We start from the raw sequence: 22,661 nt of genomic DNA on the forward strand, positions 1-22,661 counted from the left end.
ATGAATAATTCAGATTTAAATGAATTAGTAAAAAAGGTTTCCCAAGAATATTTTGGGAAACCTTTTGTTCATCAAGCATATTTTAATAGTCGTCTCAAAACAACAGGCGGTCGTTTTCACTTGAAAGATCGAAACATCGATATTAACCCCAAAATTTATCAGCAATTTGGTTATGATACTTTAGTTGGAGTCATTAAACATGAATTGTGTCATTATCATCTTTATAATGACGGATTACCAGCTCAGCATCGGGATCATAGTTTCAAAGTTTTATTGAAGCAAGTTGGAGGATTGAGATATTCACCAATTCAAAGCCAAGCCAAAAAGAAGAGTTATCATCTTTATCAATGCGTTAAATGTCAGACACAATATATCCGTGTCAGAAGAATCGATACTAAGAGGTTTGTTTGTGGTAAATGCCATGGGAAGCTTGAGTATTTAAGGGATATTAAATAATAATCTTGATAATTTTTTTGATTATATGTATAATATTCTCTGTTGCATGCGGGTATGGCGGAATTGGCAGACGCGCAAGACTAAGGATCTTGTGGAGAATTATCTCCGTGGAAGTTCGAATCTTCTTACCCGCACTACTAAAGTAGTTGGACGATTGTCTGGCTGCTTTTTTTGTTTCTTCGGTGCAAAAAGTGTGCAAAAAAATATCTGACCGGTTAATTAAAACGGTCAGATATTTTTTATTTGTTTTGAAAATCATCTAAAATTTGACGAACCTCATCAGTTGATTTGGCATTCATCATTTCATTACGTAAATCAGTAGCACCTAATTCCGGACGAGCATAAATTTTAAAGAAACGCTTCAATGATGGAAAACGGGGTACATCGTAATGTTGAGAAAAATCATCGAAGAGATCCAATTGCAAACGAAGAAGATTCAATAATTCGTTTAAAGGATGTTCTTGTGGAACCTTTTCAAAGGCAAATGGATTAGCAAAAACACCGCGACCAATCATGATTCCATCAAGGCCAGGATGTTTTTTAGCTAAATCGACACCTGCTTGAAAATCTGGAATGTCACCATTGATTTGTAATAGAGTGTCGGGTGAAATTTCATCACGCATTTTTATCAAATCATCAATAACCTCAAAATGAGCTGGAACTTTACTCATTTCCATCTTTGTTCTCAAATGAACGGTTAAAAGTTCAACATGTTGATTAAGTAGATGAGGAATCCATTCCTTATATTCTGTTAGTTTACTATATCCTAAGCGGGTTTTAATGCTGACAGCCAATCCGGAGTTTTTGGCTGCTGTGACGATACCATCGATTTTTTCAGGGTTACGAATCAAGAAAGTGCCTCCATGATTCTTAATGACTGTTTTATCAGGGCAACCGGTATTAATATCAATGGCTTTAAAACCTTTATCTTTTAAAGCTAGAGCGCCGTTTTCAAAATCTTCGGGAACATCACCCCAAAGTTGAACTACAGGATAAGTTTTTTCACGAGAATCAATATACAAACGACCATCAACCGGGAACTTAGTAGTGGGATCAGTAATTCCTTTAGCATAGACAAATTCACTGAAAAAAATGTCCGGCGCACTGGCATGAGCAATGACTTGTCTGAAAACAGTATTGCTAACTGCTTCCATCGGTGCCATTGAGAAGAAAGGACGTTTTTCTTTTTTAGCTTGATTAGCTATTTGTGACCAAAATGTTTTTGTCACGATTGGTTCCTCCTTATTAAAATCACAATACACTTATGATACTAGTTTCTGATTTATGACGCTAATATCTAAACTTAAGCGATTTTGGGCCTTAGACCAATTATTGTAAATAAAAAATTAATTCGACAAAATTTTACAAAAGGAATACTAAAAAGCCTGTGCCATATAGGTTTTAATCGAATTTTATATTAAAATTTGTTTAGAACTTAATATATTTATTTTTAACAAATGAATATATTTATTAATGAGGTGTTATAGTAATATTGATTAATATCAATATTAGACAGATGGGAGTGTTGTTCTTGTTTCTTGGATCTATTATTTATAATAAAAGACGAGAAATGAATTTGACGCAAATAGAGCTTGCCAACGATATTTGCACTCAAAACACTATTAGTAAAATTGAGAAACACAATATAGCACCAACGGTTAACATTTTAATTAAGATATGTCTCAAATTAAATTTGTCATTAAACGATGTGTTCAGTGATTTTGCTGATAAGAATTCAGATAAAGGTGAAAGTATCTTAGATAAAATCGAAAAGGATGCTTTAATGGGTGAATTAACGGATATCGACAATAAGTTATCTGTTTTGCAAGGAAAATTGACCAATAATGATATGAAACAATATGAGTTGATTACTGGTGTTGTAGATTATCAGAAGAATCATATTGATAATTCACTTTTCACCTTAGATAAAGTTTTGCAACTAACTAAATCCGCAGATGATGATGTTTATACATTATTAGCTTATTTGTTTAAAGGTTTAGGTTATTTGAGTCAAAATCATATCGATCGAGCACAGTATTATTTTCAAATGATCAGTGATGCTCTGAAGGAGAGTACTGATATTCAAAATGCCAATGAGTTAGAAGTACTTTTTGTCTGCAAGACACTTGCAAATTCTTATAACTCTATGAAGCTTTATAAAAAGGCATACCAATTTAGTCGTTGTGGATTGAATTACGCTCAAGAAAAGCATATTTCTTATTTTCTTGACGAATTGAATTATGGTGCGGCCTTGGCTGTAAAAGGTAAAGATGATAAATCGGAAGAGTATGAGGATTATCTCAATCTTGCATATTATTTAGCGAAAGCTAATCATAATGAGGAGTTATTAACTGTTATAAACCACTAAGAATATTCTTAATGGTTTATTTTTTTACTGGTATTTTTCTAAATAGAAGACGTACATATTTTTTGTAAAAAATGTTTAAACAAATTATACTGAGCTTGGTCTAAGGAGACTAAGGAAGTATAAATTATGAAAAGAAAAGTGATAGTGGCCGTTTTGGTAGCACTAATGAGCTTTACTTTTTCAATTTTATCTCTCCAAAGTGTCAAGGCTGAATCCGTAACTAATGGTAGTTATGTTGAAGTAGATGTAAATAAAGCTGAACTCTATAATTCATTAGGCCGAAAACTTGGTGTTTATGAGCCAAAGAACAGCGATTGGTACCTTGGTAAAACAATTGAAATTTCTGGGAAGGATTTTTATCAAGTAGCTACGGATGAGTATTTAAGTGAAAATGATAGCTATGTCTACCACAATAGACCGGAAGTGATTACCTTAACTAAGGATTCTGATGTACCGGTTTATAATAGCAAACTAGTTGAGAGTACTAGTGTTACATTAGCACCTGGAACATCTTGGTATTCAGACCGTGTTATTTATGCATCGGGCGGAATGCCGTTCGTTCGGGTGGCAACGGATGAATACGTTGGAATGTGGTACGTTGTTCAACAAAAATTTGTTCAAAGAGTCTAGTTCTAAAGAAAAAGGATGCCCATTTTTATTAATGGAACATCCTTTTTTTTATAAAAAAATCTTATATTTTAATAATGCCTTTAGATCGGCTTGGAATATCGCTTATATAAAAAAATTAATAAAAGTATATGTCATTAGGGACAAATATATGTTGAAAATTTTGCCGAATCCTTGTACTATTAAGTTGCCTATAAAATGCCAATAAAAGATATGGGTAAATGTGTGAATTTAATATAGATTTATTTTATATACAAGAATCAATCTTATGTATGCTATTTTTATGCCAAAAAATAGCGGGGAAATTATTTTATTAGATATAGAGAGGAAAAAATCATGAAGAAAACAATCGCCTTTTTAGTATGTGCATTATTAGGAAGTAGTGTCGCTGCAACAACTGCAATGACAGATGTTAACGCTGAATCAGTAACTAAGGGGAACTATGCAGAAGTTACACAAACTACTAATATGTATGATCAAAATGGTAATAAGACTGATACTTCCGTTCAAAAAGATAGTACATGGAAGGTAAACAAATTACAAAAGATCAACGGAAATGATTACTTCCAAGTTGCTCCTAATCAATTTTTGAGTACAGAGGATAGTTTTGCATACAAAAAACGCCAGATGACTATTAAGGTTCAATCATCTGACGATAAGGATGCAGTACGTGTTTATGATCATAATTTGAAACAAAGAACAGACGTATCACTTGTGTCCGGAACTAAATGGTACTCCGACTCTGCAATTTATACGTCTCAAGGAATGCCTTTTTTAAGAGTTGCTACAGATATGTACGTTGCCATGTTTGACGTTACTGAACAACAATATAAAGCTTCCATCAATTAATTTAATATTCTGTGTGTGAATTATTAATTCAAGATGTTTGTGGTATGCCGACCACTCACATCTTTTTTTATTTTATATATCAATCTCATGTACACTGCCATATGTACGTTTAATTTTTATTAGATATATGAGGTGTTTCCTTATTACAAGAGATAGTGTACTATCGATTCACTTCTGTTTGGATTCACTTTTTGTAAAAAACTTTTTCCTGAAGTGGAATAAAATTAAGAAACATAAATAAAGCGTGTTAAATTCAATTAAATAAATTATAAATGGATGTAATGGTCTAGTCCTCACTGCAATAATACTCTTAACGATGGTTAATTGGTATATTCCAGTGAGGACTTTTTATTTTTCATAGTATTACGGGTAAGTTTTGAAAACATTGGTAGAAATTAATTAATAATGCAAATTATTATGTATTTCTTATCGTCAAAAATTTTCGTGATATAAAAATAGTTATGGAGATTTGTGGCTTAGACGAAAGGTCTATTCAACATAGAAATCACAATAAAGCTTGCTGCTATTGGCATATAAACACTTTCTTATCAAATATATAGTGATTCATATCTTTGGTATATGGACTGCCTATGACTTAATATCTGTCGTGAAATATGGAAAAGAGTGATGGAGATATGTTATTAAATAAAAAATGCGTATATTTAGGAGCTTCATTATTTTCAGCGGTAACTTTAGCGTCATTGTCTAATCAGACGGTAAAGGCCGATACAACAGGCGACAATGCCTCGACCACTAGTACCACCAGCACTACGTCTAATAAGGTTACTTCAGCTACGACTGAACCAGTTAGTGCAACGACCTCGAATACAACTCAGGTTGCTGTGGCCCATTCCACAACTTCTGGAATAAAACCAGCTAGTGCTACTTTGGTTACACCGAAATCTACAACAATTTCAACAGTGTCACCTACTACGGAAACTAATGCAACTACAAGTAAGCCGGTTACTTTGACTGCCGAAGCAAGCACTACGGTATCAGGATCTGCTTTGACAAGTAATAAGGCTACTGAACCAGCTACTGTTCCCACAACAAGCAAGCCAGTTACTTCGACTTCTACTATTAATTTAAATCGTGGAGCTACAACGACAACACCAGTTTCGCCAATGCTTGCAACTAAATCAACGACTAGCTCTAGTACTATAACTCCAACTTCAGCAAGTTCTTATACCTTACCAAACAATGTGTCTGACAGCACGGAGGTTAACTTCACTGATCCATTTTTGAATTATATGGTCAAAAGTGAATTTGGATTGAAATCGACAGATCCATTAACAGTAAGTGATGTTAAAAATTTTGGTGGTAATATATTGAATTTGGTAGGTGATTTCTATTATGGAAATATGCCTAATACTGTTACAAATACCTATGTAACGAGTTTTGATGGAATGCAATATTTAAATTATTTGCCAGCAGGAACGGATGTTGCTTTATCGGTTAATGTTTCTTCAGCGCCAACTTCTAATCTCGACTTGACGCCGATGAATGGGTTGAAATTTGAATCACTTGACTTATTTGGAAATTATAGTGATCCAGCATATAAGGAAATTTCACTCAGTCAATTGTCTAAGTTAAATATTAGTGATGTAGACGAGTTGGGACTTCATGGTACTGGAAGCATTGCCATCAATGATGGAATTAATAATCAGGAGTTGAAAATGATAGCACCAACTCTTGTAGAAATTGCTAACAAGGGTGGAGCTATTTATTTGGGTAATTCTTCAATTACTGATTTTTCACCATTGAATGGAATTGATAAAACAAAGCCAGCTTATTTAAATATCATCAATAATGTTTATGATCCAAATCCGGTTTATGCAGTGGACAAGCAACCAATCAGTTTTACAGCTGAGCATGTTACGGGGCTTTATGGGACTGATTTGTCGTCAGGATACAATTATTCGAGTTCTGTCCCAGCAGAGGATTTGGATGATGGAGATTTGGAACATGTCAGTGGGGATGAGTATAAATTGGTTAATGCTGATAGTTCTGCAAAGAATTTAGTCTACGGATATTTAAATGATTATTCGAAATCCGATTCTTATATCCATACGACTTACGGTAATGTTAGTTTCATTTATGCTGGCACAATGGCCCGTCCGATTATTTGGCAAGCTCATCCCACTGTAACGCTCAATTATGAAAATGAGGACGGTTCGCCAATAGCTGTTAACGGATCTGACTTAACTAAAGTGGTTGATGGAACAACAATTGGTGATTCTTATGACCTTACTGCCGATACAAATTTGGCAGGTTACACTTTTGTGGGAGATCCTTATGCGTTGAAGGGAACCTATTCGCAAGATCCACAAGTCATTGATTTGAAATTCAGAGCTAATCCAGTGGTTACACCACTAGTAAATGGAGTTACAACTACAGCAGCTAAACCAATCTCTATTACTAGGGGTGACGTTGATTTGAATGTCTTAGCTGTTTCTAATAAGCCAGTTTATACTTATGATTCAACTGGAAAACCAACTGGTAAAGAAGTTATTTTAACAGATACTACTATTAAAGAGTCAGCTGAAATAAATGGTGACTTATATTATAAGATTGGACCAGATGAATGGGTCTTGGCTGATGAATTTAATCCTTATACGACTGATGATGGGATAGCAAAAACATTTGATGAATCATATACTCCATTAGTCGATTCTACGGGCAAAACAATTGATTTGACGTTGGGACCCAGTACTTTTTGGAAATACGATAAGGTCGTTGAAATTAAGGGTAATAAGTATTACGAAGTTGGAACCAACAATTTCTTAGCAATCGATAAGAGTTTGCCATTTATACCAGTTAGCGACTTGAATTTGACAGTTAAGGATGCTGCGGTAGTTTATGATTCTAAAGGCGAAAAGGTAGGTAAAGTTTTACCAAGTAGCAGTAATTGGAGAACTGATGGTATAGCTGTTATTGGGGGCATACCAATGTACCATGTCGGTGCTAATGAATGGGTCGACGCTCAATCTGTAAATACTTATCAACCAGTTAACTTTATATACCATAATATTTATTCAACCTATATTTATAACAGGGATGGACAGATGACTATGGAGATGCTTAGTCCTAAAACATCTTGGAAAGTAGATAGAATTGTTTATATTAATGGTTCTAGGTTTTATCGTGTTGGTGTTAATGAATACGTTATGGACTACACGACGGACACATCCAGCAGCATGGGAGTATTCATTTCTACACCTGAATCAAAAGTTCATGTAGCTAAGGAAGCACATCTCTATGATGAAAGAGGTGCGGCTTTAACCAAGACAGTATCTGCTGGTAGTATTTTGTCAACTGATGGTTATGAGAATATCGGTGGTCAAATGATGTACCGTGTAGGAAATGATGAGTTTGTTAGTTTCAAAGATTTACAATCTTATACTGTAGAAAAAAATGTGGTTTCCGTGGCAGTCAATACACCGCTCTATGATAGTAAGGGTGAACTTCTAGACGTATTCCTTCCGATGAATAGTTTATGGAGATGCGATAAAATTGTAACAATTGGTGGTCACAGGTATATTCGTGTTGCAACGGATGAATTTATTAAAGAATAATTTGGAACGAAAAAAGCCGATTGAACTCAATAGCGAGCTCGATCGGCTTTTTGTGTACGGTATGTTTAATGAAATTATTAACCATACAAAATATTTTTACTTATTATCTTTTGCTTGAATCAATTTAACTTTTTTTAGAATTTGTTTATCGAAAGCACGCATGTAATCGTCATGAGTCTTAAATTTCTTACCTTTTAATTTGCGCATGGCGTCGGTCCAATCCCAATAGTTGATTGGAATCATGTTACGATCTTTATTCTTAACGTATAACTCAGAGAAGTTATTGTCATTTTGAATTGGAGCTGTTAACCAAATGTACTTATCGCTTCTATATTGTAAGAAGTATTGGTCGTCACGAGTAATAGTATTTTGATATTGTGAATATTGAATTTGCATATCAAAGGTCTTGCCGTAATCGTGTGATAGGTAATCCATACGGACGCCTAGACAAAGTGTCAATAAAGCAAATACTGGTAGAAGAATTTTTTCGTAATTGTTAAAGAAAATATCTAAATTGATGGTGAAAATTGTAACTAAGAAGACGTAACTAGCAAACATACATCTTGAACCAAATGGTGATACGACGATGAATGGGGCAATGGCTACGTAAGTTGATAGTAGTAATGCAAAGTTAGCAATTTTTTGTTTAGTGTTATTAATTTTAAGACTGTAAAGAATCATAAAGATGGTAAATGCCAATACCAATGTACCAACGACAATCAAATGTTTTGGTGTATAAGTAATCTTTAAGTAATTGAAGAGGGTATCTTTAGAACCATTGCTTACAGAACGGTAGGCATCTGAACCTAAGAGAATTTTGATGTAAGCTCCATTGATGAACATTAGGATGGCACCAAGAATATTACCAGCTAAGATAAGATTCAAGACTTTTTTGAATTGTTCACCAAAATGTTTTCTGAAGAAGATCCAAACTAAAACAACATTAAAGCAGTTTAATAAGGTGATATGTTCAGCAAAGAATTGTGTAGCTACTGAAGCTAAGAAAATAAGAATCATACTTGTTCGATAATAATGAACATTTTTATTGTCATAATTCTTTAGAACTAAATAAAGTAGAAATAGTGGGAAAATTGCTGAAGGTAAGTAGTTAGCAAACCCAGCATGCCAACCCAAGATTTGTTTGAAAATCATAACCGGACTTAAAAGAATAAGTGCAGCCGCTAAGGCTGATGAAACTAAACCGATATTTTTTTCAGGTGTAATTTGTTCACGAATCTTTTGAATCAGATAGACAATGGTTGTGGGGAAGATCCCATAGGCCATGAAAGCAACCGGCTTGATTTTAGTCATACTGATAACTAAAAGGTCTCCCAGATAGCGACCATCATAATAGGTAAAGATTCCATGTGGGAAATAGTTACTTCCAAAGTAGGTTCCCCAGTGTAAATCGTCACCAAGAAGCGGCATCCAAAGACCAATTAGGCCGAAGATGATAAATAATATGAAATAAAAACTGAGTTTAGCTGTTCTTGTCATAATACATCCTTTGAAGTTTCTTTTACTAAGGATATATTTTATCATGATTTACACCAATATGAATCCCTACTTGCAGTAAATAACTTCATATTGATAAGATTATTAAAAATAATAAGGTGGATGGAATTATGAAAAAGATTGTTGTACTAGGTTCAATTAATGTGGATACTATTTTAAATATTCCACGATTACCTTTACCAGGTGAAACTATGGCAATGGGTGATCAATCCACTGCCGGCGGTGGAAAGGGTGCTAATCAGGCGATTGCTGCAGTTCGTGCCGGTGCAGAAACGACCTTCATAGCTAAAGTGGGAAAGGATCATTCAGCAGATTTTATGTTGGATACTTTCAAAAAAGATGGTTTAAAAACGGATCACATTACGGTTGATTCAAAAGCTGGTACAGGTAAAGCCTATATTCTATTAGATGAAAAAGGTCAAAACAGTATTTTAATTTATGGTGGTGCTAATCAAACTATTACAGTAGACGATGTGGAAAATGCTCGGGATGCAATTGAAAATGCCGATTGTTTAATTTCTCAATTTGAAACACCATTGGCTGCAACATTGGCTGCTTTCCAAATTGCCAAGAAAAATAATGTTGTAACAATATTGAATCCGGCACCAGCAAAAACCGATATTATTGTTCCAAATGAAACTGAAGCAGGCGCTATAACAGGCATAAAGACGGTCGATAGAAAATCAATTATAAATTCTGCCATTAAATTGAATAAAATGGGCATAAAGCGTGTTATAATAACTGTTGGTAGCAGGGGATCGCTTTATTACACTGATGGTAAAGAATCTTTTGTGGACGCTTACAAAGTTTCTGCGGTTGACACGACTGCAGCTGGTGATACATTCATTGGTTATTTAGCCGCTAAGTTGGATTCCGACTTAGCTAATATGGTTGAAGCAATGAGGTTTGCTAGCAAGGCCTCGTCAATGGCAGTTCAAGTAAAAGGTGCACAGAATTCAATTCCTTACGTTGATGATGTAAAAATTTAAACGTTTATAGGGGAAACTTATATATACTTGATTGTAATAAGTTGTTAATCATGTTACTATAGTAGTTGTATTTTTGAATGGTGAATGGTTCGGATGGTTTGAATGTTTCGTACTTTAGACTTTCTTCCATAATGTACCACGATATAATGCACAACTAATATATTATTTATTTTCAGGAGGATTCTCTTATGGAACACGGAACAGTTAAATGGTTTAACGCAGAAAAAGGCTATGGTTTTATTACTCGCGAAGACGGTAGTGACGTATTTGTTCACTTCTCAGCTATTCAAGGCGACGGTTACAAGACCCTTGAAGAAGGCCAAGCAGTTACTTTCGATATCGAAGATAGCGATCGCGGACCACAAGCTTCAAACGTTGTTAAGGACTAATTAAATAAAACTTTAATAAACTTTGAACTTTTAAGCTAACCCAACGGGTTAGCTTTTTTTTTACACAATTTTAAAATCTTTACTTATTATTTACAGTATTTATACATTGCTAGTCTATCATTAATATTTAAAAATTAAGGATGATAAGTAATGCAGGAGACTTGGAAGAGAAATTTTAGAATACTTTGGTTTGGTAGTTTGATAACTGGTTTAGGAAATGCAATGACCTTACCGTTTATTGTTCTGTTTATCGAAACATTGGGTGATTTCAATAGAACAGAATTAAATCTTTTAGGCGCGGCAGCCTTTTCTTTAACTTATTTGAGTAAAGCCTTGGTTTCACCACTTTGGGGAAAATTAGCAGATCTTAAAGGTAGAAAATTAATGTGTTTACGAGCGTCAGGGGTTATGACTTTTACTATTCTAATGGTTGGTCTATCTCCAAATGTTTGGTTCTTATTATTTTTTCGAGCAATGCAAGGGGCCTTTTCTGGATATATTAATAATGCCAATGCGTTAATGTCAGTTTCGGCACCCGTAAAGATTCGTGGTCGCGTGATGAGTAAATTAATTACTGGTGATATTACCGGATTATTGATTGGTCCTTTAATAGGTGGTTTTTTGGCTACAACTGTTGGCTATCGAGGAGCCTTTTTTGTTACTAGTTTTATGATGGCCGTAGTTTTTTTAACCACGTTGATTGGAGTAAAAGAAGATTTTGTACCTATTACTAAAAAAGAATTACAACCAGTTTTACCTATTATGAAGAAGATTGGTTGGCAATTCTTTTTGGCCCTATTTGGGTCTCTCTTAGCGGTTCAAGCGACAACTAATGCAATTACACCGATGATCAGTCTTTTGGTCAGAGAAATCGATTCTACTAGCAATAACTTAGTAATTATCACAGGAATAGTTTCGGCGGCACCGGGGTTGGCAACAATTGTTATGGCTGGATTAGTAGGGCGATTGATTGATAAATTGGGAGCTTTAAAAAGTATGCTGATATTTTTAACATCAGCAATTATTTGTTTGATTTTAACAAGTATGGTTCAAAATATCTGGGAATTAATAGTTCTACGGTTCGTTCTGGGAATTTCTGATGCGGCATTGATTCCGTCGATTCAGGTCCTAACCATACAAAATGTCCCTAACTCTATATTTGGACGGATTTTCAGTTATAATCAATCAGCACAGGCAATGGGAAATGTCCTAGGCCCGATGCTGGCAGCCGTAATAGCAACTGGTTTTGGATACAAGAGTATTTTTCTATTCTCTGCAATTATTGAAATTTTAGCTTTGATGGCTTGGTTGATTTATTCAAAACAGCATCAATTTAAATCAAAAATTTGAGAACCTAAATGATTTTTAAAATTATTTTTCAAATCACAAAATTTTCAAAGTTATCGGCTATAATTAGAGTTAATAAACTTAAAAGGGATAGATCAATTGCCACAAAAGAAAAGATATACAGTACACCGAAATTATCGGCGTAAACGTAGTAGAAAAAATAATAATACGACCTTAATTTTATTAGCAATTGTTGCTGTATTTGTTATCAGCTTCTTTGGATACAGGCGATATGTCCAGTACAAAAGAGAAACACAAGTTGAGATGGTTCAGCAAAGTCACGCAGCTTTCATAAAAAAGGTTTCACCGTATGCGGTCGAATTAGGCCAAACTTACGGAGTTTTACCTAGTATTACGATTGCTCAGGCTATTTTGGAAAGTGACTGGGGCTCTAGTACTTTAGCTAGTCAGTACAATAACTATTTTGGTATCAAGGGTGACGATCCTTCGAATACAAAAGTTTTACAGACTAAAGAGTATACTGATGGCCAGTGGGTAACAATCAACGGGCGTTTCCGAGTTTATTCGGATTTTCGTGAGTCAATGAGGGATCATACAAAGCTCTTGGTCAATGGTACGTCGTGGAATTCGCAGCAATACAAGCAAGTTCTACAATCGAAGGATTATATTGATGCAGCGGTGGCATTGCAAACAGATGGATATGCGACCGATCCGGGTTATACAAGTAAAATTATTCGGATTATACAAAAATATAATCTTAAAAAGTACGATGAAGGTATCAAGTGAAAAACAAAGTATGATAGACTCTAATTATTCTATTAAATAAGGGAGAACGTAATGAAGGAATTAGAAGAAAGAATCAAAAAAGATGGTCGCGTTATTGGAAAAGACGTACTTAAAGTTGATAGTTTTTTAAACCATCAAATTGACCCAATGTTAATGGAAAAAATGGGCGAAGAATTTTACGAACATTTTAAAAACGAAGGTATCAACAAGATTTTGACAGTTGAATCTTCAGGTATTGCTCCAGCTGTTATGACTGGTTTAAAGTTCCAAGTACCAGTTGTTTTTGCTAGAAAGCACAAATCTGTAACATTGAGCGACGATCTTTATTCATCAGAGGTTTACTCATTTACAAAGAAGACTTCTAACCACATTAGTATCGCTAAGAAGTATCTTTCAAGTAGTGATAAAGTTTTGATTATTGATGATTTCTTGGCTAATGGTCAAGCTGTAAATGGTTTGAATACAATCATTGATGCAGCTGGTGCACATTTGGCAGGTATCGGTATTGTGATCGAAAAATCTTTCCAAAAGGGAAGACAAATGATCGACAAATCAGGTACTCCAATTTATTCATTAGCTAGAATTACAGCTTTTGAGAATGGACAAGTGGTCTTCGGTGAAGAAGACGATTAGAAATTAAGAAGGTGGAATTATGACTTTTATTGCGCCCGGTAAAACATTAGGAATAATTGGCGGCGGCAGTGAAACTTATCTTTTTGAATTAGAGGCTAAAAGAATGGGCTTTAGGACCATGCTTTTGACATCCGAAGAAAAGGATATTGCTACACAAGCAGCTGACAGTTATTTAGTCGGTACATTAGAAGACAGTAAGAATCTAAGTGAATTGGGCCATAGAAGCGACATTCTTTTGTATATGGATGAGAACTTTGATAGTAGTGTCCTAAAGGAACTTTCGAAAAACTTTAATGTTGCACAGGGTTCGGACCTACTAGAGATTGTTCAGGATCGATATATCGAGAGAACCTTTTTAAATGATTTAAATATAAACGTTCCACCATTTTTCTCGATTGTGACAGTTGATGATATTAAACACGCAATTGATGAAATTGGTTTCCCTTGTATCTTGAAGCCAATTCAGAAGAATCAAAGGGTGTTACAACGTCATATTATTTACAATTATGAAGATGTTGAACGTGTACAAAAGTTATTAAAAGATGGAACTTATATTTTGGAAGCTTGGATCGAAACAAAGACTGAATATTCCATTATGGTAAGTAAGAGTAAGGATCAAAAAATCCATACTTTTCCAATGATTCAAGAGATTTATGATGGTGAACATCTGATGAGTTCTTTCATATATAAAAAGAACAATCCAGAAATTGAAGCGGAAATGCAACGAGTGGCTTTGTTGATAGCACAGAATATTAATTATGTGGGAATTTTTGGAATTGGTTTTATTTTGTCTGATTCTGGTGTTTTGTATGTTAAACGAATATTCCCCGGAATTAATTATTCTGCTAATGTCTATCAAGAAGCTACCGGTATCTCCCAGTTCGAATTACATATCAGAGCTATTTGTGATTGGCCAATTCCTGAGATTTTTCCAATGGTCAATGCGGCAACTTTGAAAATCATTGAAGGTATTTTGCCACAGAGTTTGGATCTACTTCAGGAAAAAGCACAATGGAAATTTAACTATTACACAGGTTTTAAAGCTAAGAATCAAGCTGACAGGGATGTCGGTTATATTTCAATTTTTTCCGATGATATAGAAGAATTAAAAAATGATATCTTAACAACTAATATTTGGAGAGTAGAATAATTCATGATTGATAGATATGTAACTGAACAAATGAAACCAATTTGGACTGACCAAAACAGATTTCAAGCTTGGCTTGAAGTAGAAATCGCTGCCGTCGAAGGATGGAGTAAAGAAGGCGAAATTCCTGCTGAAGATGCTAAGTTAATTGCTCAAAATGCTAAGTTTGATGTAGCTGAAATTGCTGAGATTGAAAAACAAACAAAGCATGATGTAGTTGCTTTTACCAGAGATGTTTCACGTTATTTAGGACCTGAAAGAAAATGGGTTCATTTCGGACTTACTTCCACAGACGTTGTGGATACAGCTTATGGATATTTGATGAAGCAAGCCAACGATATTATTCGTGAAGATCTAAATGAATTTCTCGAAGTAGTTAAACAAAAAGCTCTTGAATACAAAGATACAGTTATGATTGGTAGAACTCATGGTGTGCATGCTGAACCAACTACTTTCGGTTTAGTTTTGGCAAACTGGTATTCTGAAATCAAACGTGATATTGAACGTTTTGATCATGCCGCTAAGGGTGTTGAAGCAGGTAAGATCAGTGGTGCTGTTGGTAGTTATGCTAATGTACCAACTAATGTTGAAAAGTTTGTTTGTGATAAATTGGGTATTCGTGCTCAAGAAATCTCAACACAAGTATTACCACGTGATCTTCATGCAGAGTACATTCAAACAATGGCTTTGATTGCTACATCAATTGAAAGATTTGCTCTTGAAGTACGTCACCTTCAAAGAACTGAAGTTAGAGAAGCTGAAGAATACTTTGCTGCTGGACAAAAAGGTTCTAGTGCTATGCCTCATAAACGTAACCCAATTGGTTCAGAAAATGTAACTGGTTTGGCACGTGTTATCAGAGGACATGCCTTTACAGCCTTAGAAGACGTTCCATTGTGGCATGAACGTGATATTTCACATTCTTCTGCTGAACGTGTCATCATTCCTGATACAACTGAATTGTTAGATTACATCTTGAGAAGATTTACTAAGATCACTAAAGACCTTACTGTTTTCCCTGACAAGATGTTAGAAGATATGAATATTACTCACGGTTTGATTTACTCACAACGTGTCTTGCTCAAATTGGTTGAAGCAGGATATGCACGTGAACAAGCTTACGATATTGTGCAACCAATGACAGCTAAAGCATGGGACGAAAAGAAAGATTTCCGTACTATGCTAGAAGCTGATTCTCGTGTAACTGATAAGCTATCTGAAAAAGATTTGGATGATGCTTTCGATTATCACTGGCACTTACGTAACGTTGATGAGATTTTCAAACGTGTTGGATTAGAATAAAAACTTAATTTTTTGATGGGTTGTTAACTGCCGCCCGGAATAAAAAAGCTGATTTGGCTGGAACGTAGTGGATCGACTTGAAGCTAATAATTTTACACTTCGTGCAAAATTATGGATCTCCAAGTTCGATCTTATCCTAAGCAATAAATTGCTAAGGATAATTTCACTACTGAGCCAATCAGCTTTTTTATTCCAGGCTAGTTAGTGCGCTACTATAAAAGAATATATTTCTATATTGATTTAAAAAAATTTTGATTTTAGTTTATATTTTTTTGAAGATAAACGTCATCGAAATTGTATCTATATTTTGGTGTACCTTTTGAAAGTCTAAATCCGTAACTATAGGCTGCCTTGTAATAAGTTGATAATGTTTGAATTTCAAAATTATTTTTTTGATAACTGTATATTTGGCTATCAAATTTTTCTGGGGAAGTGTTAACATTCATACTATTCAAATTGATATCATAGATTCCCAATCTGAGTTTTATTTTTTTTACTTTTAAGATATGCTCAGCAGTTAGATAGAGTGTATTTAATATTTTTATATAAGATGAAATTATTTCTTCTCGTAATACACTTTGATTTTTTGCAAATAAATCAAAATCTCGAATGTATAATGTGTTTTCTTCAGGAACAATTACAAGATTTCCGCGAAAACTTATTCTGCGTTGATTAAAGTAATTTGAATATATGTTTAACTTTTCTCCAGCATAGCGAATATTATCGGAATTTAAGTTATTTACATAACCATAAATATCATAGTTAAATTCTATTTTTGAATTGTTATTTAAAACATTAATTCTTTTTAAGTTGTCCTCCGTAAATAAAAATTCTGGATTTAATTCAAGTTTGAATATTTCATTAAAATTTATATCCAATGCGTTGGCTAATGCCATAGCAACATAAGTTCCGGGGCGTGAATATTTATTTTCTACAATGCGCTTTATAGTCTGTCTACTTATGTTTGTTTCGATACTTAATTTACGAATTGAGATATCTCTTTTCTTTAATATGTTAGCTAAATTGTTGATAAGTATAAATTTGTCGTTTTTCATTTCTATCACCTCAATAAAATTATTCTAAATGTAAGGAAGATCCTATAACAAGACTGTAATTTTATGGACAGGGTCGATAATGTTTGTTTTGTTTGATATAAAAGGAAAACAAAAATGTATTAATTTATTAGAAACATACGTTCTAATTTCGACCGTACTTTTTCGCTCTAGCTACAAAAATTTGCTACAATATAAACAGCTATTTTAAGTTAAACTAAATTTTTTACACAAAGATTTGAGGGATTTATAAATTGGACGATACTATGTTAAAAGGTCTTAACCCTGAACAACAGGATGCAGTTAAGGCTACTGAAGGACCACTTTTGATTATGGCTGGTGCGGGCTCTGGTAAAACTCGTGTTTTAACTCACCGTGTGGCCTATTTGATTGAAGAAAAGAATGTTATGCCATGGCACGTTTTAGCTATTACCTTTACCAATAAGGCTGCCAAGGAAATGAAGGAAAGAATTGGTAAGTTACTGGATGAGTCTGCCAATGATGTGTGGGTTTCAACTTTCCACTCTCTTTGTGTAAGAATTTTAAGAAGAGATATTGATAAGATGGGCAAGCCTAAGACATTTACGATTGCTGATCCAAGTGAACAAAGAACCTTGATGAAACAAATCTTAACTAAGATGAACTTGGATCCTAAACGTTACGATCCTCGAGCTCTTTTGGGAACAATTAGTAATGCCAAAAATGAACTGCAAACTCCAGAACAATATGCTCAAGTTGCCGCTAGTCCTTATGAACAAACAGTAGCTAGTGTTTATGATGCTTATGCTAAAGCTATGGATCGTAATAATTCACTAGATTTTGATGATTTGATCATGACAACTAGTCAATTATTCGATGAGAATCCTGATGTTTTGGAAAAGTATCAAGAAAAATTCCAATATATTCACGTTGATGAATATCAGGATACTAATGAGGCGCAATATAAGTTAGTTAAGCAATTGGGTGCTAAGTATCGTAATGTCTGTGTTGTTGGTGATGCTGATCAGAGTATTTATGGTTGGCGTGGTGCTAATATTCAAAATATTATGAATTTTGAAAAAGATTATCCTGAAGCTACAACAATTAAATTGGAACAAAATTATCGTTCAACAAAAACTATTTTGAAGGCTGCTAATGAAGTTATTAATCATAACTCCAACCGTACCCCTAAAGAATTGTGGACTGATAATAATGACGGTGAAAAGATCAAATTCTACCGTGGTCAAAATGAGTCAGATGAAGCTTTGTACGTCGTTGACCAAATCAAGAGTCTACTGTTACAAGGCTTTAATTATGGTGACTTTGCGGTTTTATATCGTACTAATGCTCAATCACGTACCTTTGAAGAGAAGCTTATGCAAGCTAATATGCCTTACAAGATTATCGGTGGACATAAGTTCTATGATCGTAAGGAAATCAAAGATATTTTGGCTTACTTACGACTAATTGCTAATCATGATGATTCGATGAGTTTTCAACGTGTTATCAACAGTCCTAAGCGTGGTATTGGACCTGGTACAATTGAAAAACTACAGAATTATGCTGATGAACATGGTTGGTCACTACTTGAAGCGGCTGAGAATATTGAATTATCACCATTGGCTGCCAAACCTAGAAAAACAATTGGTCATTTTGCTAAGGTAATGGATGATTTAACAAAATTGTCTGAAACAGAATCAATGACTATTTTGATGAATCACTTATTGGAAGATTCAGGTTATGTTGATGATCTGAAGCAACAAAATAACTTGGAATCACAAGCTCGTGTGGAAAATATTGAAGAACTTCTAACCGTTACCACTCAATTTGATCAATCTTACGAACCAGACCCTGAAGTTGATGAGACTCGTTTGACAACTTTCTTGACAGAATTGTCATTGGTCAGTGATCAAGATGACATTGAGGAAGAACAGACTGAAGTTACATTGATGACTTTACATGCGGCTAAAGGACTAGAATTTCCAGTTGTCTTCTTAGTAGGTATGGAAGAAGGTATTTTCCCACTAGGTCGTTCACTTCTTAAAGAGGATGATTTGGAAGAGGAACGTCGTTTGGCATATGTTGGTATCACTCGTGCTGAAAAGAGATTATACTTAACTAATGCTTATAGTCGTACACTTTATGGACGTACGCAGAACAATCCAACGTCTCGTTTTATTGAAGAAATTAATGAGGATGCATTGGAGCAAGTCAATCCTAATGCTGGTAATCTTGGTGGTAGTAAACAAAACTATCGTCAACGTCGTCACCGTGCCGCTACGGCTGCAACTTTCACTTCACCAACTTTGAAAGCTAAAGGTGCCCAAGGAGCTGAGAAATTGAGCTGGAATGTGGGCGATAAAGTTGAACACAAGAAGTGGGGTCAAGGAACAGTTGTTAAAGTTAACGGTGAAGGTAAGAATGCTGAGTTGGATATAGCCTTTGATAGTCAAGGTATCAAACGTCTATTGGCTGAATATGCACCAATCAAAAAAGTAACTGATTAATAAGAGGTGAGAGCATGGCTGAAATAACTAAATCTCAAGCTAGTCAAGAATTAGATGAAATTCGTCCTCAACTGAATAGTTGGCGCGATGCTTATTACACAAAAGATGCTCCCGTAGTTGAAGATAACGTCTACGACAAGCTTTATAATCGTTTGCTAGAACTAGAAAAAATGTATCCTGAATTGGTTACCCCCGATTCACCTTCGCAAGAAGTCGGAGATGAGACATTACCAGATTTTAACAAGGTGACGCATGATATTCCGATGCTTTCAATGGGGGATGTCTTTTCCGAAGCCGAACTAGCAGAGTTTAATGATCGAATTGAAAAAAATGTTGGACATGAGGTCGATTATAATGTTGAATTAAAAATTGATGGCTTATCTCTTTCATTAATTTATGAAAATGGTATCTTAGTTCAAGGCTCAACTCGTGGTAATGGAACAATTGGTGAAAATGTGACGGAGAATGTTAAAACTATTAAAGACATTCCACAAAAGTTAAGCCGTCCACTTTCATTTGAAGTCCGTGGTGAGTGTTTCATGTCGAAGAAGGAGTTTTTACGTTTGAATCAGGAACGTGAAAGTCAAGGTCATCAAGTCTTTGCCAATCCTAGAAACGCTGCTGCTGGTAGTCTTCGTCAGTTAGATCCAAAAATTACGGCTTCCAGAAAATTGGATACGTTTATGTATACAATCGTTACCTTTGATGGTTTGGAGGTCACAACACAACATCAGGCCCTAGAGACATTAAAAGAACTAGGCTTTAACGTTAATCCTACAGCTCAGGTCACTACTGGTCTGAAAGGGGTCAAGGATTTCATTGAACACTATGGTGAAATTAGAGATGATCTTGATTATGGGATTGATGGTGTTGTTTTAAAAGTTGATGATTTAGCCTTGCAACGTGAATTAGGTAATACTGTAAAAGTTCCTCGTTGGGAAATTGCCTATAAATTCCCACCAGAACAAGCTGAATCAGTTGTTCACGATATTACTTGGACTATTGGGCGGACGGGTGTTCTAACACCAACTGCAGTGATGGATCCGGTAAGTTTAGCTGGAACGACTGTTTCACGTGCGACGTTACACAATGAAGATATGATTCGTCAAAAGGATATTCGCATCGGCGATACAGTTTTGTTGCATAAAGCCGGCGATATCATTCCTGAGGTTTCACAAGTAGTATTGAGCAAACGACCAGAGGATTCCGTTCCTGCTGAAATTCCTACGCACTGTCCATATTGTGGTTCAGAGTTAATTCACTTAGAAGATGAAGTGGCCTTACGTTGCATTAATCCTAAGTGTCCGGCTCAAGTTAAAGAGCAATTGACACATTTTGCTTCTCGAAATGCGATGAATATTGATGGTTTAGGACCAAAGATAATAGAACAGTTATATACGAAAGAATTAATCAAGGATGTTGCTGATTTATATAAATTAACAACAGATGATTTAGCCACCTTAGATGGTTTCAAAGAAAAATCAATTAACAATTTATTAACGGCTATTGATAATTCCAAGGCTAATTCAGTTGAAAGATTGCTGTTTGGTTTAGGCATTCGTCATGTGGGTGCAAAGGCGGCGAGAATTTTAGCTGAGCATTTTGGTGATTTAGATAGTATAATGAAGGCTTCGTCTGAAGAAATTCTTGAAGTTAATACTATGGGTGAGATAATTGCTAATAGTATTTCAACTTATTTTGAAAATGATGATGTTAAAAAGTTGATAAATGAACTAAAATCAGTAAATGTTAATATGAATTTTATTGGTAGTTCTAATTCTAATGAAACAAATAGTCATTTTACTGATAAAATAATTGTTATAACCGGAACCTTAAAAAATTATAAACGTTCACAATTATCAGAGATTTTGGAGAATCTTGGTGCTAATGTTACGAGTTCAGTTACTAAGAAGACTGATATTTTGATTGCTGGTGAAAAAGCTGGTAGCAAATTAGCCAAAGCTCAAAAATTGGGAACAGAGATTATTGATGAAACAACATTATCTGATTATTTGGATAATGACAAAGAGTAGGAGAACAGTTTTGAAAAAATTCTTAAAAACTACATCGTTATTGCTGATGTGTGCACTGCTTTTATCTGCCTGTGGTAACTTACAAAATTCGAGTTTATCATCAGGTGGTGGCGATACAAGTAAGAGTACAGTTCAGACAACATCTTCATCTGACTCAAGTAGTTACGATGTTTTGTTAAGTGGTGGAAAATATAAAACTAGCCCTATTTCAGGACTTACTGCTGCTGATAATTCTAATCAATTTAATAGTAGAAGCTTTGAAAGTGGCTTAATGAGTTTGTCGAAGAAACAATTTTCAACTAATTCATATGTTTTCCAAGAAGGTCAAGTATTGTCTGCTAGTACGGTAACTAATTGGTTAGCAAGAAAATCTAAGAAGAATTCAAGTGGTTTGAACCCTGCATCAAATGGTTCAACTGATGAAAACAAACGTGCGCCAATGTATTTCCAACAAATGTTGGAAGAAGATTACCTAACTAAACAGGATGGTAAATATAAGTTGGCAGGGATGTCGATCGGTATTGCAATGAACAAGATTGATTATTACCAAAAGAAGCAATATGGTGCTACTTACAAGACAACAATTAGTACTGAACAACAAAAAGAACAGGGTCAACGTATCGCTCAAGAAGTTGTTAAACGTTTAAGAGCTAATAAACAAGTCGGTAATATTCCGATTGTAGTTGGTTTGTATTCTGTTGCTCCAGAGGATACATTAGTAGGTGGAACATATTTCCAATATTCTGTAAGTAAGAGTGGTTCTTTGGGTAATTGGTCGACCTTAAATTATAAGAATCAAATGTTACCAACTGTTAATGGTGAAAATGCCATCAATAGTAGTGATTCAGATGCTTTCACTAACTTTAAAGATAATATTCAAGATTATTTCCCTAACTTGTCAGGTGTAACAGCTCAGGCACATTATGATGGCAATAATTTGAAGTCTATGGATGTGACTATCAATACTCAATTTGATGGTTTAGCTCAAATTACTAGTTTTACACAATTCGTACAACAAAGTGCTTCAAAGTACTTACCATCTGGAGCTGACCTAGATATTAATATTCAAACGGTTGATGCACAACAAGCTGTTGTTACTCGTACTAATGGTAAGTTCAATTCACACGTTTATAATGCAGATTAAAA

At 34.7% G+C, this 22,661-nt stretch carries 18 protein-coding genes and 1 tRNA gene; 16 read left to right on the forward strand and 3 right to left on the reverse strand.

Annotated elements, in window-relative coordinates; translation table 11 throughout:
- The gene (locus tag LKACC16343_RS05460; RefSeq protein WP_056953634.1) at window positions 1-456 is read left to right on the forward strand and encodes a SprT family protein; all 456 of its coding nucleotides are present in this window, start codon (window positions 1-3) and stop codon (window positions 454-456) included.
- 48 nt (window positions 457-504) lie between these two features.
- Window positions 505-590: transfer RNA gene (locus LKACC16343_RS05465), tRNA-Leu, on the forward strand.
- 105 nt (window positions 591-695) lie between these two features.
- On the opposite strand, the gene LKACC16343_RS05470 is transcribed toward LKACC16343_RS05465, so the two are convergent.
- A complete protein-coding gene (locus tag LKACC16343_RS05470) occupies window positions 696-1,688 on the reverse strand; it encodes a tRNA dihydrouridine synthase (RefSeq protein WP_056954041.1) in 993 nt (330 codons plus the stop codon).
- 284 nt (window positions 1,689-1,972) lie between these two features.
- Between LKACC16343_RS05470 and LKACC16343_RS05475 the strand changes: the two genes are divergently transcribed.
- The 4 genes from LKACC16343_RS05475 (at window position 1,973) to LKACC16343_RS05490 (ending at window position 7,875) form a co-directional block, all read left to right on the forward strand.
- The gene (locus tag LKACC16343_RS05475; protein WP_256970557.1) at window positions 1,973-2,824 is read left to right on the forward strand and encodes a helix-turn-helix domain-containing protein; all 852 of its coding nucleotides are present in this window, start codon (window positions 1,973-1,975) and stop codon (window positions 2,822-2,824) included.
- A 126-nt stretch (window positions 2,825-2,950) separates the two neighbouring features.
- Window positions 2,951-3,454, forward strand: a complete 504-nt coding sequence (locus LKACC16343_RS05480) for an SLAP domain-containing protein (protein WP_056953636.1) — start codon at window positions 2,951-2,953, stop codon at window positions 3,452-3,454.
- A gap of 333 nt (window positions 3,455-3,787) precedes the next feature.
- On the forward strand, window positions 3,788-4,300 hold the full coding sequence (locus LKACC16343_RS05485; protein ID WP_056953637.1) for an SLAP domain-containing protein: 513 nt from the start codon (window positions 3,788-3,790) through the stop codon (window positions 4,298-4,300).
- Between the two features lie 635 nt (window positions 4,301-4,935).
- Complete coding sequence (locus LKACC16343_RS05490; RefSeq protein ID WP_056953638.1) at window positions 4,936-7,875, forward strand: SLAP domain-containing protein; 2,940 nt, start codon at window positions 4,936-4,938, stop codon at window positions 7,873-7,875.
- A 96-nt stretch (window positions 7,876-7,971) separates the two neighbouring features.
- Here the strand turns inward: LKACC16343_RS05490 and LKACC16343_RS05495 are convergent, their stop codons facing one another.
- Window positions 7,972-9,372, reverse strand: a complete 1,401-nt coding sequence (locus LKACC16343_RS05495; RefSeq protein ID WP_056953641.1) for a hypothetical protein — start codon at window positions 9,370-9,372, stop codon at window positions 7,972-7,974.
- 128 nt (window positions 9,373-9,500) lie between these two features.
- On the opposite strand from LKACC16343_RS05495, the gene rbsK reads away from it, so the two are divergent.
- The 7 genes from rbsK (at window position 9,501) to purB (ending at window position 15,944) form a co-directional block, all read left to right on the forward strand.
- Window positions 9,501-10,379: a ribokinase gene (rbsK, locus tag LKACC16343_RS05500; protein WP_056953643.1), complete on the forward strand. Its 879-nt coding sequence runs from the start codon at window positions 9,501-9,503 to the stop codon at window positions 10,377-10,379.
- 188 nt (window positions 10,380-10,567) lie between these two features.
- Window positions 10,568-10,768, forward strand: coding sequence for a cold-shock protein (locus tag LKACC16343_RS05505; RefSeq protein WP_010020786.1), 201 nt, complete (start codon window positions 10,568-10,570; stop codon window positions 10,766-10,768).
- A gap of 150 nt (window positions 10,769-10,918) precedes the next feature.
- Complete coding sequence (locus LKACC16343_RS05510; RefSeq protein WP_056953645.1) at window positions 10,919-12,118, forward strand: MFS transporter; 1,200 nt, start codon at window positions 10,919-10,921, stop codon at window positions 12,116-12,118.
- Between the two features lie 96 nt (window positions 12,119-12,214).
- A complete protein-coding gene (locus LKACC16343_RS05515; protein ID WP_056953647.1) occupies window positions 12,215-12,862 on the forward strand; it encodes a glycoside hydrolase family 73 protein in 648 nt (215 codons plus the stop codon).
- A 51-nt stretch (window positions 12,863-12,913) separates the two neighbouring features.
- On the forward strand, window positions 12,914-13,495 hold the full coding sequence (locus tag LKACC16343_RS05520; RefSeq protein ID WP_025084874.1) for a xanthine phosphoribosyltransferase: 582 nt from the start codon (window positions 12,914-12,916) through the stop codon (window positions 13,493-13,495).
- A gap of 19 nt (window positions 13,496-13,514) precedes the next feature.
- On the forward strand, window positions 13,515-14,645 hold the full coding sequence (locus tag LKACC16343_RS05525) for an ATP-grasp domain-containing protein (protein ID WP_056953648.1): 1,131 nt from the start codon (window positions 13,515-13,517) through the stop codon (window positions 14,643-14,645).
- Window positions 14,646-14,648: 3 nt separating this feature from the next.
- The gene (purB, locus tag LKACC16343_RS05530) at window positions 14,649-15,944 is read left to right on the forward strand and encodes an adenylosuccinate lyase (protein WP_056953650.1); all 1,296 of its coding nucleotides are present in this window, start codon (window positions 14,649-14,651) and stop codon (window positions 15,942-15,944) included.
- A gap of 257 nt (window positions 15,945-16,201) precedes the next feature.
- Here purB and LKACC16343_RS05535 read toward each other — a convergent pair whose 3' ends face one another.
- Entirely contained in the window at window positions 16,202-16,999 is a 798-nt protein-coding gene (locus tag LKACC16343_RS05535) for a helix-turn-helix domain-containing protein (protein ID WP_056953652.1), read from the reverse strand.
- Window positions 17,000-17,262: 263 nt separating this feature from the next.
- Here LKACC16343_RS05535 and pcrA point away from each other — a divergent pair, with 263 nt between their 5' ends.
- The 3 genes from pcrA to LKACC16343_RS05550 are packed head-to-tail and all read left to right on the forward strand — an operon-like array spanning window position 17,263 to window position 22,659.
- Window positions 17,263-19,482, forward strand: coding sequence for a DNA helicase PcrA (gene pcrA, locus LKACC16343_RS05540; RefSeq protein ID WP_056954043.1), 2,220 nt, complete (start codon window positions 17,263-17,265; stop codon window positions 19,480-19,482).
- Window positions 19,483-19,496: 14 nt separating this feature from the next.
- Window positions 19,497-21,515 carry an NAD-dependent DNA ligase LigA gene (ligA, locus tag LKACC16343_RS05545; protein ID WP_056953654.1) on the forward strand — a complete coding sequence of 673 codons (2,019 nt, stop codon included), beginning with the start codon at window positions 19,497-19,499 and terminating at the stop codon, window positions 21,513-21,515.
- A gap of 10 nt (window positions 21,516-21,525) precedes the next feature.
- Window positions 21,526-22,659 (forward strand): CamS family sex pheromone protein, encoded by a 1,134-nt coding sequence (locus tag LKACC16343_RS05550; protein WP_056954046.1) that lies wholly within the window; start codon window positions 21,526-21,528, stop codon window positions 22,657-22,659.
- The last annotated feature ends 2 nt before the right edge of the window (window positions 22,660-22,661 follow it).

It is taken from the genome of Companilactobacillus bobalius (assembly GCF_002179915.1).
In the GTDB taxonomy this organism is placed as follows: domain Bacteria; phylum Bacillota; class Bacilli; order Lactobacillales; family Lactobacillaceae; genus Companilactobacillus; species Companilactobacillus bobalius.